This window comes from Desulfococcus multivorans (assembly GCF_001854245.1).
GTDB classification, from domain to species: Bacteria; Desulfobacterota; Desulfobacteria; order Desulfobacterales; family Desulfococcaceae; genus Desulfococcus; species Desulfococcus multivorans.
In genome coordinates, this window is sequence record NZ_CP015381.1 from 2,692,645 (window position 1) to 2,710,249 (window position 17,605).

The 17,605-nt window shown below is 55.0% G+C and carries 15 protein-coding genes and 1 tRNA gene; 6 read left to right on the top strand and 10 right to left on the bottom strand.

The annotated features are described in order from the left end of the window. Positions 1-174: 174 nt before the first annotated feature. From hisA to hisB, 3 genes are read right to left on the bottom strand one after another with little or no spacing between them, the layout of a single operon-like run. The gene (gene hisA, locus dmul_RS11785) at positions 175-897 is read right to left on the bottom strand and encodes a 1-(5-phosphoribosyl)-5-[(5-phosphoribosylamino)methylideneamino]imidazole-4-carboxamide isomerase (RefSeq protein ID WP_020875211.1); all 723 of its coding nucleotides are present in this window, start codon (positions 895-897) and stop codon (positions 175-177) included. Continuing rightward, entirely contained in the window at positions 894-1,577 is a 684-nt protein-coding gene (locus tag dmul_RS11790) for a hypothetical protein (RefSeq protein ID WP_144016494.1), read from the bottom strand. Before dmul_RS11790 ends, hisA begins: the two co-directional genes overlap by 4 nt. Positions 1,578-1,636: 59 nt before the next feature. Continuing rightward, entirely contained in the window at positions 1,637-2,224 is a 588-nt protein-coding gene (gene hisB, locus dmul_RS11795; protein ID WP_040413909.1) for an imidazoleglycerol-phosphate dehydratase HisB, read from the bottom strand. 571 nt (positions 2,225-2,795) lie between these two features. Here hisB and dmul_RS11805 point away from each other — a divergent pair. From dmul_RS11805 to dmul_RS11820, 4 genes are all read left to right on the top strand, one after another. After that, positions 2,796-3,083 (top strand): sll1863 family stress response protein, encoded by a 288-nt coding sequence (locus dmul_RS11805; protein ID WP_020875214.1) that lies wholly within the window; start codon positions 2,796-2,798, stop codon positions 3,081-3,083. Positions 3,084-3,160: 77 nt separating this feature from the next. Beyond that, positions 3,161-4,882, top strand: a complete 1,722-nt coding sequence (locus dmul_RS11810; protein WP_020875215.1) for a potassium channel family protein — start codon at positions 3,161-3,163, stop codon at positions 4,880-4,882. 595 nt (positions 4,883-5,477) lie between these two features. After that, a complete protein-coding gene (locus dmul_RS11815) occupies positions 5,478-7,154 on the top strand; it encodes a protein kinase domain-containing protein (protein ID WP_020875216.1) in 1,677 nt (558 codons plus the stop codon). Further along, the gene (locus dmul_RS11820) at positions 7,136-7,633 is read left to right on the top strand and encodes a hypothetical protein (protein WP_020875217.1); all 498 of its coding nucleotides are present in this window, start codon (positions 7,136-7,138) and stop codon (positions 7,631-7,633) included. Before dmul_RS11815 ends, dmul_RS11820 begins: the two co-directional genes overlap by 19 nt. A 478-nt stretch (positions 7,634-8,111) precedes the next feature. On the opposite strand, the gene dmul_RS11825 is transcribed toward dmul_RS11820, so the two are convergent. Next, positions 8,112-8,184, bottom strand: a tRNA-Ala gene (locus dmul_RS11825). Positions 8,185-8,310: 126 nt separating this feature from the next. On the opposite strand from dmul_RS11825, the gene dmul_RS11830 reads away from it, so the two are divergent. After that, positions 8,311-10,056 carry a YcaO-like family protein gene (locus tag dmul_RS11830; protein ID WP_020875218.1) on the top strand — a complete coding sequence of 582 codons (1,746 nt, stop codon included), beginning with the start codon at positions 8,311-8,313 and terminating at the stop codon, positions 10,054-10,056. A 26-nt stretch (positions 10,057-10,082) separates the two neighbouring features. After that, positions 10,083-11,300, top strand: coding sequence for a lipoprotein-releasing ABC transporter permease subunit (locus dmul_RS11835; RefSeq protein WP_020875219.1), 1,218 nt, complete (start codon positions 10,083-10,085; stop codon positions 11,298-11,300). Here dmul_RS11835 and dmul_RS11840 read toward each other — a convergent pair. From dmul_RS11840 to clpA, 6 genes are read right to left on the bottom strand one after another with little or no spacing between them, the layout of a single operon-like run. After that, a complete protein-coding gene (locus dmul_RS11840) occupies positions 11,291-11,944 on the bottom strand; it encodes a CPBP family intramembrane glutamic endopeptidase (protein WP_020875220.1) in 654 nt (217 codons plus the stop codon). The genes dmul_RS11835 and dmul_RS11840 overlap by 10 nt on opposite strands. After that, positions 11,920-13,386, bottom strand: a complete 1,467-nt coding sequence (locus tag dmul_RS11845; RefSeq protein ID WP_020875221.1) for a HEAT repeat domain-containing protein — start codon at positions 13,384-13,386, stop codon at positions 11,920-11,922. The genes dmul_RS11840 and dmul_RS11845 overlap by 25 nt, the downstream gene beginning before the upstream one ends. Positions 13,387-13,416: 30 nt before the next feature. Next, on the bottom strand, positions 13,417-14,232 hold the full coding sequence (locus tag dmul_RS11850) for a hypothetical protein (protein ID WP_020875222.1): 816 nt from the start codon (positions 14,230-14,232) through the stop codon (positions 13,417-13,419). A 9-nt stretch (positions 14,233-14,241) separates the two neighbouring features. Then, positions 14,242-14,559 (bottom strand): HIT domain-containing protein, encoded by a 318-nt coding sequence (locus dmul_RS11855; protein WP_257785919.1) that lies wholly within the window; start codon positions 14,557-14,559, stop codon positions 14,242-14,244. Positions 14,560-14,570: 11 nt separating this feature from the next. Further along, positions 14,571-15,308, bottom strand: coding sequence for a leucyl/phenylalanyl-tRNA--protein transferase (gene aat / locus dmul_RS11860; protein WP_020875224.1), 738 nt, complete (start codon positions 15,306-15,308; stop codon positions 14,571-14,573). A gap of 14 nt (positions 15,309-15,322) precedes the next feature. Beyond that, positions 15,323-17,605 carry an ATP-dependent Clp protease ATP-binding subunit ClpA gene (gene clpA, locus dmul_RS11865; RefSeq protein ID WP_020875225.1) on the bottom strand — a complete coding sequence of 761 codons (2,283 nt, stop codon included), beginning with the start codon at positions 17,603-17,605 and terminating at the stop codon, positions 15,323-15,325.

The following is a 17,605-nucleotide window of genomic DNA, read 5'->3' on the forward strand; positions in this document are numbered from 1 at the left end:
AGCGGAAAACGACGTCTCTAGATTACTTCTAATCATTGTTGCCGGATGAAGCAAATACCGTGTGCAAGACTCACCGTATTTTGCAGCGGAAAATATCCAGCGGTCAAACTCGTTGAATATAAGGCGGAAAATCTCTGTGTCAACAGGAATCAAAAAAGTCTGACATTCAAAATGTCATCGGGTGAGATCAATGGCTTCCTTCAAGTTCAGGGTTCCCGCATAGAGAGCCTTGCCCGTGATCACGCCGATCACTCCGAACGGTTCGAGAGGCATCAGATTGCGTATATCCCTGAGGGTGGAAACCCCGCCCGATGCCACCACCGGTATGGAAACCGATTCGGCCAGCTCCCGAGTGGCCTCCAGGTTGGGACCGGTCTGCATGCCGTCCCGGTGGATGTCGGTAAAATTGATGGCGGCAACACCGCTCTGTTCAAAGCGTCGAGCCAACTCGACCGCCCGGATCCGGGTGGTTTCGGTCCAGCCCTCGATGGCCACCAGGCCCTCTCTGGCATCGATGCCGACCACGATTCGGCCCGGATGGTTTCGACACGCCTCCTCTACGAGGGCCGGGTTTCGAATAGCCTCAGTGCCGATGATGATACGCCGAATGCCCACCGACAGATACATCTCGATGGTTTCGATATCTCGAATACCGCCGCCGACCTGTATCGGAATCTTTACAGCGTCTAAAATTCGCTTGATGGAGACCAGATTTCGAGGCTTCTTTTCGACCGCGCCGTCCAGATCGACGACATGAATCATTTCAGCACCGTCGGCTTCCCATCTCAGTGCCATGGCCGCAGGATCCTCTCCGAAGACCGTCTCGCTGTCCATCCGACCTTGCCGGAGGCGAACACACTTGCCGTTTTTGATATCTATCGCCGGTATAATTATCATTTTATATTCAGTGTTTCCAATAAGTTGTCAAGTCCGGCCGACGCCATCTGCTCCGCCGTGATCCACTTCCCCTCACGGGCAAAAAACCTGCCGATATCAAACATGTCTTCCATCAGCGTTTTCTGGGTTTCATCGAAATATCCCGTCCAAAGAACGCGTCCATCCGATGTCCGGACCAGGTGAACGTCAAAGGCGACGGAGGCAGGGGTTTCCACCGAAAGATTCCGACCGACCCTTTCGATATAGCGATAGAGGTGCCCCACCAACAGAGCGTCGGCATCCATAGCCCGTCCGACTGCCATCATCAGTCTCAATTCGGACATATTATCTGCCGAATCCGACAGACCGGATTGAATCTCCCAAAGGTCCTGCGGCGTGATGAGTTTGAAGTCCCTTTCAGCCTTTTCCCTGAGCGACGTCAACAGACGATCCGTCAAAAAAGCGGGCGCCGAAGCGTCCACCGGGCCCGATACAAAGACCTTCCCGCTGAGGGGACATCGGACATTGGTTCGTTCGTCCGTTTGGGCGTTCATGTCCCTGAAAGCCACTACCAGTATTTTCCGGAGATCGGTCGGAACGACGATGGATTTCTGGACAACCTTTCTGTCGGCACATCCCCATACAAGCGTAAAGGCCGCAAGACCGGAGAGAACCAGACACCACACGAGAGATCGATTCATTTTTTTCACCATTGCCACACTTATCCGTCTTGATTTGCGCTTCGGGTTCGTGTTTCGGGCTACAGGACGCCTTTGGTCGAAGGGACGCCCGAAATTCTGTCGTCTAAAGCGGCAGCCGCGTCGAGAGCTCTGCCGGCGGCCTTGAAGACGGACTCGAGAATATGGTGCTCGTTTTCACCATAGGCCACATTGATATGGAGGTTCATTCCGCTTCGGTTGGTAAAGGCCCTGAAGAACTCCTTCGCCAGATAGACGTCAAAACCGGAAACACCTTTCCCGGTCTGAAAAACATTATACACCAGAAAAGGACGGTTGGAGAGATCGATCGCCACAGTGGAAAGGGTCTCGTCCATGGGCGTCACGGCATGGCCGTAACGCCGAATTCCCCGCCGGTCTCCCAGGGCTTGGGAAAACGCATCACCCAACACCAGCCCCACGTCCTCCACCGTATGGTGAAAATCGACCTCAATGTCGCCCTCAGCCTTAAGGAAGAGATCGAACAAGCCATGAACGGTGAAAAGGGTCAGCATATGATCAAAAAAGGGGATTCCCGTCCGCACGTCCGCACGTCCGGAACCGTCCAGACTCAGTTTGACTTTCACGTCCGTTTCCAAGGTTTTGCGTTGGAGTTCAGCTGTGCGTTCCATCATCCATCGGGTCCTTGTCGGCCTTCATGGCGGCCGCTGTTTTCCATAAAGATTCGAAAAAAATATGAAGCGGCCGCCGCTTTCATACGTTTTGGAGGCATCGCAAATCGAGCCCTGATTGCAAAAATCTCTAACCGTTTGATTTTATTTATGCTAATAAAACAATAGCACAAAAAAGTATACATTCTTTCACATAAAATGTCAAGAATTTTGATTTGTTGCCGGTATCCGGCTTCATGCTTTCCGAGGCGTCCCTGTGAATGCCTTCTCGTCACATCCATAATGTACTCCGTACTCGAATCAGCAGGTGAATGCGACTGAACAGGGATATTGACGGGTCGCCATCGTCTCCTGCAGACATTCGTCACCGACCGGCACGTCGCGCAATGTAAATCCGCTTGCCGAACAATTCGAGATATGGTAATTATGAGATATTCTTGAAATTGATCGACACCTGTGTTGTTATCGGCATTTGTCGTGATTATTTTCTTCTCAATTGCATAAGGGGGTTGCGGCAGCGCTATCAGAACCCAACCGTATATCTTATATCTTCAAATGAAGGAGAGAAGACATGACGATTTCCCAAAAAGAGTATGTCAGAGAAGTAGAACAAACCCTCCAGAAGTGGGCCGACAGACTGGAGGAATTGGTTGCCGAGGTGAATTCCGCCAAGCCCGAACGCCGGCAGGCACTTCAAACCTTGATCGATGCCATTATCGAGAACCGAAATTTTATCGAGATGCAAATGAAAGAAATCAAAAAATCCGACGACAACTGGCTGCGACTCAAGGAAAGCGTCGAAGGCGCCGCCAAGAACCTGGATCAGAGCTACCGCAGCGCGCTGGCCTACATCATGTAACCGCATCATCATGATGTCGTCGCCGTCTATTGTCGGAAGGATTGGATTCATCCAGCCGAACGTCTGGAGCGAACAAGATGAAGACCATGACCACTCAGCTGGCTTTACTGATGCAGCTCAGCCGGCGAAAAAGCAACATGCGTCTACTGATCCGGTTCTCCATGGTGCTGATTCTTTTTTTCGCTCTTTACACCGTTCTGTTCCACGTGCTCATGCTTTACGAGGGACGTCGGTATTCCTGGATAACCGGTCTGTATTGGACCCTGACAACCATGTCGACCCTGGGGTTCGGCGACATCACCTTCAGCAGTGACATCGGTAAATTCTTTTCTGTCGTGGTGCTGCTGAGCGGGATTATTTTTCTTCTCATCATACTGCCCTTTACCTTCATCCAGTTTTTTTACGCCCCATGGCTGGATGAACAAAACAAAGCGCGCGCGCCGCGAGCGGTGGCCGAGAGCCTTTCCGGTCATTTAATCTTCACTTATTTTGATGCCGTCGCCGTAAACTTGATTCAGAAGCTCGGCCAATACGGCATCAACTACGTCATTCTGACCGCCGAGCTTCAGAAAGCACTCGATCTCCACGACCAAGGGTACGCGGTGGTGGTGGGGGACCTCGATGATCCTCAGACTTACCACCGTCTCAATATCGACCGCGCCGCAATGGTGATCGTGCTGAACGACGACGTCGCCAGCACCAACATCATTTTCACCATCCGGGAAGCGAACGCCAACGTGGTCACCGTGACCAACGCCGACGCGGACGACTCCCTGGATATCCTGGAGATGGCCGGCAGCACCCATGTTCTTCAGTTCACCAAAATGTTGGGGCAGGCCCTGGCTCGTCGCGTCCACGGGGTGAGCATGAAAGCCAATGTCGTCGGCAGATTCGATCAGCTGCTCATCGCGGAAGCGCCGGTCATGCGAACATGGTTACAGGGAAAAAGCCTGGCTGAAAGCCGTCTTCGAGAGGTGACGGGGGTGACGGTGGTGGGCATCTGGGAAGAAGGGCAATTCCGTATCCCGGGCCCTCAGTCCCTCATCGGGGAATCGACGGTGTTGGTGCTGGCCGGGACCGAAGCGCAACTGGATCGGTTTGACAGATCCATCGGCGGCGGCCGGGAGAAACAACTCAACTCGGGACCTGTAGTGGTGCTGGGCGGCGGACGTGTCGGCATGGCAGTGGCAAATACGCTGAAAGCCAGGGACATCGACTACCGGGTCGTAGAAAAGAAAACCGGCATCGCCGCCCAGGACCCCCACTTCATCCAGGGAAGCGCCGCCGACCTGGAAACCCTGGTCAAGGCAAGCATTCATGAAACCCCTTCGGTGATCATCACCACCCATGACGACAACCTGAACATCTACCTGACCATCTATTGCCGACGGCTTCGCCCGGATGTTCAGATCATCAGCCGCGCCAGCCTGGATCGGAACATCAACACCCTTCACCGGGCCGGCGCCAACCTGGTAATGTCTTACAGTTCCCTGGTCACCGCCACCATTCTGAACCTGCTGCATCCGCAAAAGATTCTGATGCTGTCCGAGGGCCTCAACGTATTTCGAACCGCCCTGAACCCGAAACTGGAGAACAAGGCTCTTTTGGACATTCAGGTCCGAGAGAACACCCAATGCAGTGTTGTGGCCGTGAAACGAGGGGAAGATCTGATCATCAACCCCGACCCCACCATCATTCTCGAGCCCGGCGACGAACTTCTGTTGATTGGTCTGGCCGAATCCGAAAAAAAGTTTATCGAAAAATATCCAGCCCCTGCCTCGACCAGCCCCGAACCATAGTCATCCAACTTCGATTTTCCGGTAACATCACCCCCATCATCAAACTGACTTGACCACCCCACGGCAAGAAATTCGTCGAGATTTTTTTGAGGAACAGTGCTATTATTAATAATATGTGGAACAGGGAGTGCACCCCTGCCCCTCGTCAAACCGGACGTGCCGATTTCCCGCATCCGGCTTTTTACGAGTGCATCATTATTGATAACGAAACTTTCGGCTTTCGTTATGGTGACTGGATAGAGACTGAAGGCTGAAGGGACATAAACACGCCATTCGCCACAGGTGCACCTCTTCAGCCCTTAGTCTCAACGGCCCGGAAGGTTTGAGCCAGGGCCGGTTTCCGGGCTGCCCGAACCAGACTTCAGCAGCACTTGAACGAAACCACCAGGTGTGCGGGCCGTCCCCTGCCGCACCGGTCTATGGAGAATGCCGGAAGTTAAACAATGTGACGCAGCCTTCGACTTTCATGACGGTGACCGGAAAGCGGTGCCGGGAGGATACGGCCCATGAAAGTTGAGAATGTGAATTATCATTATGGAAAGAAAGCGGCTTTCAGGCAGGTTCGGTCACTCCACCAACGCGGAACGCATGAACGATGATTGGTCAACAAATCGGCCCCTATAATATTCTCAGTCTCCTTGGTCAGGGTGATATCGGAATGGTTTACCAAGCCGTTCATTCCAAAACCGAGCAACTGGTCGCCATCAAGGTGCTCTCACGCGAATTGTGCGCGAACCTGGCCATGCGGGACCGGATTCTGCACCAGGCCAATCGACAAGCCGGCCTGTTTCATCCCAACGTCGTCAATGTCCTGAAATACCTGAAAGACAACCAGGGGATCTATCTGGTCACTGAATATATCCAGGGGGAGAGCCTGGAAAAACGGCTCAACCAGACGGGCTCCCTGAACCTGTCGGAATCCCTCCGGATAACGTTGAAGATCTTGAACGCCATGGCTTTCATGAACAAGCGCGGCATCTATCACCGACATTTAAAGCCGGCCGACATCCTGATCATCGGAGACGGAAACATCAAAGTGAAGAACTTCGGGATCACCAAGGTCTTCGGGGAAAAAGGAATCTCCCTGATGGGGATGCGTCTGGAATCGCTGTGGTACATGTCTCCTGAGCAGCTCCGAGGTGAAACGGTCGATGCTGCATCGGACATCTATTCTTTAGGCATTACGCTGTATCAGATGCTCACGGGACAGGTGCCCTTCCACGGCAAATCGCGGTTCGAGGTCATCAAAGCGCATATGGAGGAGGTCCCGCACGACCCTGGGGCCATTACGCCAACCCTCCCGAGGGGCCTCTGCCGCCTCATCATGAAAACCCTCTCTAAAAATCCCGGGGACAGATTTCAATCCGCGGAAGAACTCTCGATCGCCTTGCTGGAGTTCAGCGATGACGGCGAGAGTGGCGTCGACATGCTTTCCGGCAAGCCGTTTTCGAATCAAGATGATCCACTTTCAGAGCGGAAATCAATCGACGGAGAAAATGACGTTGTCTCCATCGAACAAAGAAGGGAAGCCCGTCTTTTCCTGGGGCGTTTCGAGCGGAAAAGTTTCTACCTCCTCATGGGAACGGGAATTGTTCTGATCGGAATCCTACTCCGTCTTCTCTTCTTTGGGGATTCCCGGAAGCAAGACTCGCGCGGCTACAGCACTCCAGAGATCTCCTCGCCTGCCGACCGGATCCATACCGCCGATCCTTTGCCCGTGACAATGGATGACGAGACAGAGCTGCCTGATGCATCGCCGCTTCAAAAGGCAGCCCCGGAAAGTCCTCCAGCGGAAAAGAACCGGGATCATACGGCAACATCCTCCCTCCCGCGGGAATCGTTCGTTCCCGAGGAAACTGAGGGTCGGTCACCATCTCCAGCTTCACCCATACTGAATTCAGAGCCGGACGCCCCTTCGGAGACGACACCGATGAAAAGCATCGAAAGCGAAACGTCGAAACGACCCGGCAACACGCACCACACGGCCGATGGACCCCTGGAAAAGAAGTCGCCGGCAAGCGAAGCGCTGAAACGACCCGACAACACGCACCACACGACCGACGAACCCCTGGAAAAAAAGTCGCCGGCAAACGAAGCGCTGAAACGACCCGGCAACACGCACCAGACGACCGACGGACCCCTGGAAGAAACGTCGTCGGCAAGCGAAGTCGATTCGAAGGCAAGAACCGGGCAAGCCGAAAATAGAAGACCCGGCAAGGAAACTGCTGAACCCCCTGAAGGAGTAAATGACGGATGGCACATCATCAAATAATCCGATGGGCAATCTTGTTTCTGGCGCTGCTGTCACTGACGGCCTGCCAGAGAGCCTTGCTCAAGGCGCAAATCGAGACCTACAAGTGGACCTACAAACCAGGGGAGCACCTTGTCGCCACCTATGAAGAAACAAGAAAGCAATATTCCTGTAAAAACACGACTTCGGTTTACTTGAAGGAAACCTTTTTCAGACCCTATAAGATGGTCCCGGGGGAACAGATCCTGACCCGCTTTGTCTATGCCTCCTGCACTCCGGAAGACCTCCGCGGCACTATCCTCCGGCAGGTGATCCACAACGGCAGGGTTGTACTCAGGGACACCACCTCTCATCATTTCGTTCCGGGCACATGGGGCGTGAACGCCTATATCCAGATCCCCCCCGATGCATCGCCCGGCGCCTATATCTTTTCCGTCACCATCACCGCAGGTGCACAGGTATTCAAGGAAATCCATTCCTTTCAGGTCATGCAGCCGTAAACACGGCGTCGTTAGATATTATCAATTCGACTTTCGGTGTTCATGAGCCGATGCCGGCAGGAAAGAACCCGCGCTCTGCGCACTTTTGTCAAGTCCCGCTGAAGCGTGTTCCGGGCGGCCCGGAAACACGCCCACGCTCAAGCAGTCCGGACCGTTGAAACTATAGGGATGAAGGCTACAGGGTTGAGTTTGTGACGAAAAGTGCGTCTATGCCCCTTCAGTCTTCAGCCTAAAAAGGCCGGTGAGCCTAACGGAAGTTGAAAGTTGACACCATAAAATACAGGCTGATCTGGGGGCTAAAGATTGGAAGGTCATGTTTCGAGTTCGCCCTTTCGACCCACCTCTTCTGACGTCTGTCTATCCGTTGAGACGACTAAACATAATGTAACACCAGTGTAGACGATTGGTGCAAGGCAGGACGTTTTACCAAAACAAAAAACGCCTTTGATCATTAAATCAAGGCGTTATAGTCGTGGAATGGAGATGAGGGGGATCGAACCCCTGACCTCAGCATTGCGAACGCTGCGCTCTCCCAACTGAGCTACATCCCCACAACATGAGTAGGTGTCTATACCAGAAGCCGATGGGCGTGTCAAATTAAAAAATACTTGTTTTATTCCCTGAAAAATGTGCATGATAAATGATTATGAAATCGTAGTATCCTAATGGAGAAAAGCATGACCGATAAACTTGTATTAAACGACGTCTTCAAGCAGTCAACCCATGACCTGGATAAAACGCTGCCGCCGGAAGAAACCGTAAGGCGGTTCAAGGACAGGATAGCACAACTGAATCTTCACATCCTGGATGAGGTCGTTCGCATCGACAACGGCCGCCTGGGGATTCCGGTCTACATGAGCTACTGCGGTCCCGACGCCGAAACGGTCACCGGCACTCGAAAACAAATGGGAAAGGGGGCGACGCCCGAGCAGGCCGAGGCCAGCGCGGTGATGGAACTTGGCGAGCGGTTCAGCTTCTTCAGCTACTATCACAACCCTGGGAATTTCATCATCGATACCTGCGAGAATCTCAAGGATCGCGCCCTTTCATTCAAAGCGGTGGCGCGCTCCGTCCACGACACCTCCGAGGATCGAGACCAGGCCCGGAAAATCTTCGAGTCGCTCCCCCTCCGGTGGGCCCGGGGTTACAGCCTCACCGAGGACAAACCGATCCTCATCCCCTTTGACTGGTTTTTCACCATCAACGAATTCAACGGCGCCTGCGCGGGAAACTGCGTGGAGGAAGCCCTCAACCAGGGGATCTGCGAGGTGGTGGAGCGTCATGTTTCATCGGTGGTGAGCCGGGGTCGTCTCAACGTCCCCGGTATTCAGCCCGATTCCGTATCCGACCCGGTCGTCCGGGAGATGATCGAAAAGTTCAAACGAGCCGGAGTTCGGATCCATCTTTCGGATTTCAGCCTCGACACGGGCATCCCCACTGTGGGAGTCCTGGCCTGGGATCCCGAAACCTTCCCGGAAAAAAGCGAGATCGTCTGGACCGCCGGGACTACGCCCAATCCCCAGAAGGCCCTGTGTCGGGCGCTGAGCGAAACCGCTCAGCTGGGGGGAGACTTCAATTCGGGATCCAATTTTCTGGCGAGCGGGCTGCCCAAGTTCACGGACATCGACGAGGCCCGGTACATTACCCGACCGGAGGCGACGCTTACCATCGACGCACTTCCCGACCTCTCCCACAACAACCTCAAAATCGAGATTCTGAACCTTCTCTCAGCGCTTTCCCGTCACGATATGAACGTCCTCGCCGTCGACGTCACCCATGAAAAACTGGGAATCCCGGCTTTCTACACCATTATCCCCGGCGCCCATTTCAGAGAGCGGGCCGAAGGGGGAAGTGTCGGAATGTTCTGCGCGAAGCTCATCGCCGAAAAGAACCCCGCGCCGGTGGCGATCATGACCCTCATGGAGGTCGAACACCGGCTCCCGGACAAATACTACATTCAGTTCTATCTTGGAACCGCCTATCTCGAGATGGGTGAAACCGAAACCGCACTGACCTGTTTTCAGAAGTCTCTCGACTTGAATCCCGAACCACAGGATGTCCCCAGCATCTACTCTTTCATGGGGGTGTGTCTGAAAGATCTTGAACGTTATCAGGACGCGCTGACCGTTCTGGAAAAGGGAATTCGACGCGATCCGACGCGCACCGACCTTTACAATCTCAAGGGCTTCTGCCATTTCAAGCTGAAACAGCACGAACAGGCCATCGAAAGCTTCAAGGCGGTCTTGCGTATCGACCCCGGCTCCGCCATCGATTATGCCAACATCGCCGTCAACTATCGGGATATGGGGAATACGGAACAGGCGATCTTCTATTTTCAGATGGCCCTTTCTCTTGATTCGTCCATCGACTTTGCCAGAGACGGTCTGGAAAAACTGCTGTCCGGGACAAAGCATAGCCAATGACCCACGACGATCGGGTATGACGCCTCATGGCTTTTGAATATTTCATCGGGAATCGATATCTGATAACCCGGAAGAAGCAGACATTCATCTCTCTGATCACCTTCCTCTCCACCGCAGGGGTGGCCGTGGGCGTTATGGTGATGATCGTGGTCATCGCCGTCATGTCGGGAGCCGAATCCGAGCTTCGCTCCCGCATGTTGGGGATCACCGCCCATGCCGTCATCCTCCGGCACGGCGGGGAGTTTACGAACTACTCCCAGACATTGCAGAAGCTCCGGCAGACACCGGACGTCACGGCGGCAACCCCCTATATCTTTACCCAGGTCATGCTGCGATCGGCTTCGGCCGTCACCGGCGTCGTCCTCAGGGGAATCGATCCCGCTACCGCCGGAACGGTAATCCGCAGCCTGGATCGAAAAGCGCTGGATGCCCTGAACCATACCGGCCAATCCGGAAAAGCCGTTCCGGGAATCGTTTTGGGCAAGGAACTGGCGAACCTTCTGGGCGTGGCTCCGGGAAAACGGGTCTCACTCATTATTCCCGGCGGCGGCATTGCAAAACTACCCACCGTTCGGCAATTTCAGGTCGTCGACACCTTCGAATCCGGACTTTACGAGTTCGACAAAGGCATGGCCTATGCGACCCTCTCCGATGTACAGAGAATATTGCAGGTGCAGGATGCCGTCTCCGGCATTGAAATCCGGGTCAACGACATCTATCGGGCCGGAGAGATATCGCAGCGTGCGGCCGAAAGCCTCGGTCACGAATATTGGGGCCAGGACTGGATGCGCATGAACCGAAACATCTTTTCGGCCCTGAAGCTTCAGAAGACGGTGATGTTCATCATTCTCGCGCTGATCGTTCTGGTGGCGGCCTTTAACATCGCAAGCACACTCATCATGATGGTCATGGGAAAAACTGGAGATATCGCCATACTGAAGGCCATGGGGGCAACAGATCGCAGCATTCGAAAGATTTTCGTGTACAAGGGGATGGCCATCGGAACGGTGGGCACCCTTTTGGGCACCATCGGCGGATTCATTCTCTCGGGCGTCCTGAAACGCTATCATTTTATCGAGTTGCCAAAGGATGTCTACTTTTTCACGACCCTTCCGGTGAGTCTCGAATTCCTGGACGTAATCGTTATCGTCTTGTCGACCCTGGCCGTCTGTTACGTGTCGACCCTCTACCCCGCCCGCCGGGCAGCCCGGTACAATCCCGTGGAAGCTTTTCGCTACGGGTGACGGGCTCCGCAAACCATAAGCGACAAGAAAAACAGCGCCGTGTTACCCAACACGTGGAGCGTTATGGGGGCCGTCAGACGACCTTTTGCCTCATAGGCCGCAGCAAACAGGATGCCGCCGACCGCCTGAACAACACCCGGGGAGGAATGGAGGAGAACAAAAGCGGCAGTACTGATACCCGTGGCCATAACCACCCCCCAACGCCTCAGATAGCCATATAGGATTCCCCGAAAGAAGATTTCCTCGGCAACAGGCCCGATGAGCCCACCGACCACAAAAAGGGTGATGCGGTCGTCCGTTTCCCGGAGAAGCCGGACGGGAAGCCATTCCAGGGGATCGATCCCCAGACCCGGCAAGACAAATAAAGCACACCCCGCCATCCCGCCGGCGACGGCGGACCAGACCAGACCCTGAAGAAGACCCGGCAATATCGAACCCTTCCGCATACCGATCTCGTCAAGTCCGCCCCTCCAGACCCGAAGGACAAGCGTGAAAGCGACAATCTCGGCGATCCGTCCCCAACCGAGGGCCGCCATCGGGTTGATACGGTCCGATTCAATGGACCACCACATCAGAATTTCGATGCCGACAACGGCGGCAACCGCCGCTCCCAAAGATCTCAGTTGAATACGTTCTGATGCCATCCCAATCTCTTCAAGGCTCTGTAGGCATGGAGCTGGACATACCACTCACGGGAGCGGTGGATTACCGAGAGGAGAGGGGCGACGGCGCGTCGATCGCCTCTCCGCCCTAATGAACGGCAGGCCTGGTAGGCGACATTGACCTGGGGATCGTCCAGAAGATCCACGAGAACGGTAAAGGTGTCGGGGCTCCGCGCGAAAGCGAGGGACCTTGCCAGCCAGTAACGTTCCATGGGGTCCTCACCACGCGCCATCCCTCGAGGATCCGCAAGCCCTTGTATATCCCGCTTTTCACGGCAAAGACGGATCAGGCCCTTGATCCGCAACGCGGCGTCATCGGCATGAAGGAATGCTTTCAACGCCGCCTTGCCTGCCGCCTTCTTTTCGATCGTCCCCGAGGTCCAGGACAGCACAAGACTGCCTGCGGCCAAGGCGACAAAAACACTCGCCGCAGCCGTTCCAATCGGTCCCAAGCGTCTTCCGGCGAGGCAGTGAACGGGGAAATAGACACCACCATAAATGGTGAGCAGACAGATCGCCGTGAGGGACGCAAAAGTGATCCGCCTCAAACCGACGTCACGGTCCGTCTCGGCTGAGAAATCCTTCAGCGTCAATCCGGGGCGAGCAAGGAATTCCCCGGCGGGAACCCCGAGGATCGTTTTTCCCTGACGATACAACGACAGGCGTTCCCCATCGATTCGCACCACCATGTCATGAGGCCCCCCTTCACCGATTTCCAGCCAGTCCAGTCGGGCGAGGGTCGGTCTCAGACGAGCGATCGTCGGGTTACCGCGAAGGTCTGTGGCACGCCAGGTTCGGATGAGTTCCTGATTGAGGGACTTGAAGGCCTGGGCAGGATAGAGGGTATACCGGTAGTAGAAATTATTGACGCCGATACCGATGGGATTGGTGAGGAGAAGACGATCCCGCACGGCGGAGAAGACGGCGGTGTCGGCCTTCAACAGCATTATCCCGCCCAGAACGAGGATTCCCAGGAGATGGATTGCTCCGACGCCCCGTACAGTGCTGCCCCGGCCCCGTTTATCCCGGATCGACGCGGCGAAGACCGCTGCGGGAATCAAGACGGCATAGGCGGTGGCTGCCGCCGAGACACCGTTGGAATTCATCACCCCGATCAGACCGGTCCACAAGAGGATGAGACTCCAGCGGACCGAAAGGTTCCGGTTCCGATGCCACCACCCAACGGCGGGAAGGGACAGAAAAGTAAGCCCCAGGCCCAGGGTTAAGGTAAAGAACACCCCGCCGTAAAAAGCGGTATGCCAGTCTTTCAGAGATTCGGCGACGGCGGACGACGGCACCGCCACAAAGCCGGCATCCAGAAGGGATTTGACCTTTTCGTAATGATCGATGTTGGAGATCCGAACATGAACGACGGCAATGGTCTGGGCCGTCAGGAGGCCGGCAGCAATGCTACGGATCGCCATGTCATTCCGCCTTCCGGCGGCTCCGTGGAATCATATTGTGATCACGCCGCGGGATCCTGTAACGGCCGGCCCGGCCGAAGGCGACAAAACGGCATGTGGAAGCCCTTGAAACACCTTGGAAAATGCGTCCTTTACAACGCTGTCTTCCCCTTGCCGCTCCTGGCGACGCGCTGCTTTTTCACGCTTCGCCATCGCCTTGATACTGTTGACGTAATACATACTGATGCTGAACTCCCGCCGACCCACCGGGTTCAGCGCCGCCGACAGAATCAGAACATCTCCGTTTTTATCCCAGGAGTAGGCCCGGGCCCCGCCGTCTCCCCAGGCAATGGCTTTCGGCTCCCCATAGCGGTCCTTCAGGGTATCCAGGATATCGACTTCGTCTCTGCCGGCCCGGATGCGGATAACGAGAGGTTTCCGGGTATTGGCGTCAAATATGAGCTCAACGAAATCAAAGGGAGTGACCTGCTTTGACATGTGCCGATACATGAGGGTCACTGTATCGTGCTCGACACGAATACCGCCGGAGCCGTTCAACTCCCGGTTGAGGATGTCGAGATCGGGAAAATGCTCCCGAAGAAAGCCGGAGTAGTTGATCTCGAGATTCATCACGTTGCGGCCCGAAATGCTCTCTTTGCCGAGCTTGCCCCTGAGATCCGACCGCAGACCGTCGGTGAGCGGTGTGTTGGCGCCGACCTCGAAAAATGTGAAACTTTCCGGAACTGCGGGACTGTCGGGCGGACGGGTTTCCTGACCGCAGGAAAGACAGACGCCAAGCAGCAGGCCGCAAAGAACGGTTTTCAGCCGTACCGTCATTCGCGGGCGCGAATACCAATATCCTTTCATTTGGATCCCCTATCGATTCCAGCCGCCCAGAAGATGCAGATGAAGATGAAAAATGACCTGTCCCCCGCCGCGTTCGACATTGAACAGAAGCTTGTAACCTGATGCGGATAGCCCCTCCCTGGCGGCCATATCACGGGCCACCGCGATCATTTCCCCCAAAAGCGATTGGTCTTCGGCCACCACATCGTTGATGCTGCGGATATGCTTTTTAGGCACGATCAACAGATGGACCGGCGCATGGGGATGAATATCCCTGAAGACCACAACCGATGCGTTCTCAAACAGAAAGTCCGTGTCGGTATCGCCGCCGGCAATCCTGCAAAACAGGCATGCTTAATTCATAATTCCACAACTCCTTGGCTTCGATGTTCATTGTCGAAGGCAGGTGTTGCATCATCAAAACGCCACCTCCCCCGCCGGGTTTTGACCGCGAGGCATTTTTCGAGGCTTTTCAGAAATATTTTTCTCGGGATCTCCTCCGCCCCAAGTCGAACCAGATGGTCGGTACGGACCTGGCAGTCAATCATATCGAACTCCCATTTTTTGAGCTGACGCACCAGCGTGACAAAGGCCGCCTTGGATGCATTGCTGACACGGGTGAACATCGATTCACCGAAAAAACAGGCGCCTAAAGAAACGCCGTAAAGTCCCCCGGCTAGCTTTCCATCGGACCAGGCTTCCACGGAATGGGCGTATCCCGCCTGATGAAGCAGGATGTACGCCTGGATCATCTCTTCCACCAGCCATGTCCCCTGTCCGGCCTCGGTTCGCACCACTGCACACTCCCGGATGACCCGGTCAAAGGCCAGGTCGAGGGTGATCTGGAAGCGGCCCTGCTTCAGAATCTTTTTGAGACTTTTTGAAACGTTCATCCGGTCGGGATAGAGCACCAGTCTCGGATCCGGAGACCACCATATAATGGGATCATATTCGGAATACCAGGGGAATATCCCCTTTTTGTAGGCCAATATCAGCCGTGGAAGACTCAGATCTCCCCCCACGGCCAACAGACCTTCCCGCTCCGCCAGATGCGGCGGGGGAAATCCCAGTTTATCGGATAATTCAAAAACCGGCATGGTCCGTCAGTCCGTCACGCCCTCTTTTGCCGAAGATCGGCCCCACGAGCGTCCGAAGACGCGTTGATAACGAAAGCGATACGCCCGTCCGCCAGTTGAGCGGACACGCTGCCGCCTTTTTCCAGCTGCCCGAACAGGATTTCATCCGACAACCGATCCTTGATTTCGGTCTGGATAACGCGGCCCAGGGGTCTGGCGCCGTATCGTGGATCATACCCCTTTTTCGCCAGCCAGGTCCGGACCTCATCCGTAATGGAAAGCACCACCTTCTTGGTCGAAAGCTGGAGATTCAACTCCCGGATGAATTTATCCACTATCCGCTCCATGATACCGATATCGAGGGCATTAAAGTTAATGATGCCGTCGAGTCGGTTTCGAAATTCCGGGCTGAAATATCTCTCGATGGCTTTCTGCCCCTTGCGCTTTACATCCTGCCGGGCATCCCCGAATCCGATGGTTTGAGTGCTCATCTCCCTTGCACCGGCGTTGGAGGTCATAATGATGATGACGTTTCTGAAGTCCGCCTTCTTGCCGCTGTTGTCGGTAAGTGTAGCATAATCCAGAACCTGCAGCAAAATGTTGAAGAGGTCGGGGTGTGCCTTTTCGATCTCGTCGAACAACAGGACGCTGTGAGGATGTTTCCGGACCCCGTCGGTCAGGAGTCCGCCCTGGTCGAAACCGATGTATCCCGGAGGAGCGCCGATAAGGCGAGCCACGGCGTGCTTCTCCATGTACTCGCTCATGTCGAACCGGAGAAATTTGACCCCCAGACTGGTCGATACCTGACGGGCCACCTCGGTCTTCCCGACCCCGGTAGGCCCGGTAAACAGGAACGATCCGACCGGGTGGTCGGGGTTTCCCAAGCCGGCGCGGGACCGCTTGATGGCGGTGACCAGGGATCCGATAGCGTCATCCTGGCCGAATACAACACCCTTCAGGCTTTCGGCCAGATGTTCCAGCCGGCTCCTGTCCGTAACCGAAACGCTCTGGGTGGGAATCCTGGCGATTTTAGCCACGATCTTCTCGATATCGGACGCATGGATCTTCTTCCGGTTGGCACCGCCGGTCAGACGGATGAAAGCCCCGGTTTCATCGATGACGTCGATGGCCTTGTCCGGCAGGAAACGATCATTGATGTACTTGGCCGAAAGTTCTGCGGCCGCCTTCAGGGCCGGATCGGTGTAAACGATGTCATGATGATCCTCGTAATAGCTCTTCAACCCCTTCAGGATTTTGTAGGTCTCGGCCGCTGACGGCTCCGGCACCTCGATTTTTTCAAACCGGCGTGAAAGGGCCCGGTCCTTTTCCAGGTGGTTCTGGTATTCCTCGTAAGTGGTGGAGCCGATGCACCGAATCTCTCCGCTGGCCAGAAAGGGCTTCATGATGTTGGAGGCGTCCATGGAGCCGCCGGAGGTGGCCCCGGCGCCGACAATCGTGTGAATTTCATCGATGAAGAGGATGGCGTTCTTCTTATCCTTGAGCGCCGTGATTACCCCTTTGAGTCGTTTTTCGAAATCCCCCCGGAATTTTGTTCCGGCGAGCATCGCTCCCAGGTCCAAAGCATAAATCCTCACGTCCTTGAGCAGGTCCGGGATTCGCTTCTCGTGGACCATGATGGCCAGGCCTTCAGCCAGCGCGGTCTTCCCGACCCCCGGTTCCCCAACAAAGACCGGGTTGTTCTTCCGGCGGCGGCAGAGAACCTGAACCGTACGTTCGAGTTCCGCTTCACGACCGATAAGCGGATCGATCTTTCCCTCCGCGGCCTTTTGAACCAGTTCCGTCGTAAAGGCCGAAAGCATGTCGCCCTGTCGGCTTTTGGACCGGGTCTCATCTTCCTGCTCGGGTGAATTCGATGCTTCGTAGGTCTCCCTGGGGGTTTCGTGGGAAATGTAGTTCAGTACATCCAGGCGCGTGATGCCCTCGGCATTCATAAAATAAGCGGCATGGGACTCCTTTTCCTGAAAGATGGACGCCAGAATATCCCCCACGTCCACCTCCGGCTTTTCCGCGGAACGTGCGTGATTCACAGCCCGTTGAATTACCCGTTGGAAACCGGCAGTCTGCTGAAAGACATATTCCTTACCCTCCGGAACGCTTTCAAGACGCTCATCGAAAAATTGGGTGAGTTGGTTTTTCAGATTCTCGATATTCCCGCCGCAGTTCCGAATAATCTCTATCCCGAAATCATCGTGCAGGATCGCGTAAAGGACGTGCTCCACGCAAACATGATCATGGCGTCTTCGTTTGGCTTCCCTTACTGCAAATCCGAGCGTAGCACTCAGTTCTTTACTGATCAT

What these genes read in the sequence shown, in the direction of transcription:
- dmul_RS11840 (WP_020875220.1), bottom strand. Translation starts at nt 11,944, where the DNA reads ATGGCATCAGAACGTATTCAACTGAGATCTTTGGGAGCGGCGGTTGCC.
- dmul_RS11810 (WP_020875215.1), top strand. Translation starts at nt 3,161, where the DNA reads ATGAAGACCATGACCACTCAGCTGGCTTTACTGATGCAGCTCAGCCGG.
- dmul_RS11820 (WP_020875217.1), top strand. Translation starts at nt 7,136, where the DNA reads ATGGCACATCATCAAATAATCCGATGGGCAATCTTGTTTCTGGCGCTG.
- hisB (WP_040413909.1), bottom strand. Translation starts at nt 2,224, where the DNA reads ATGGAACGCACAGCTGAACTCCAACGCAAAACCTTGGAAACGGACGTG.
- hisA (WP_020875211.1), bottom strand. Translation starts at nt 897, where the DNA reads ATGATAATTATACCGGCGATAGATATCAAAAACGGCAAGTGTGTTCGC.
- dmul_RS11830 (WP_020875218.1), top strand. Translation starts at nt 8,311, where the DNA reads ATGACCGATAAACTTGTATTAAACGACGTCTTCAAGCAGTCAACCCAT.
- clpA (WP_020875225.1), bottom strand. Translation starts at nt 17,605, where the DNA reads ATGATCAGTAAAGAACTGAGTGCTACGCTCGGATTTGCAGTAAGGGAA.
- aat (WP_020875224.1), bottom strand. Translation starts at nt 15,308, where the DNA reads ATGCCGGTTTTTGAATTATCCGATAAACTGGGATTTCCCCCGCCGCAT.
- dmul_RS11790 (WP_144016494.1), bottom strand. Translation starts at nt 1,577, where the DNA reads ATGAATCGATCTCTCGTGTGGTGTCTGGTTCTCTCCGGTCTTGCGGCC.
- dmul_RS11845 (WP_020875221.1), bottom strand. Translation starts at nt 13,386, where the DNA reads ATGGCGATCCGTAGCATTGCTGCCGGCCTCCTGACGGCCCAGACCATT.
- dmul_RS11815 (WP_020875216.1), top strand. Translation starts at nt 5,478, where the DNA reads ATGATTGGTCAACAAATCGGCCCCTATAATATTCTCAGTCTCCTTGGT.
- dmul_RS11805 (WP_020875214.1), top strand. Translation starts at nt 2,796, where the DNA reads ATGACGATTTCCCAAAAAGAGTATGTCAGAGAAGTAGAACAAACCCTC.
- dmul_RS11835 (WP_020875219.1), top strand. Translation starts at nt 10,083, where the DNA reads ATGGCTTTTGAATATTTCATCGGGAATCGATATCTGATAACCCGGAAG.
- dmul_RS11850 (WP_020875222.1), bottom strand. Translation starts at nt 14,232, where the DNA reads ATGAAAGGATATTGGTATTCGCGCCCGCGAATGACGGTACGGCTGAAA.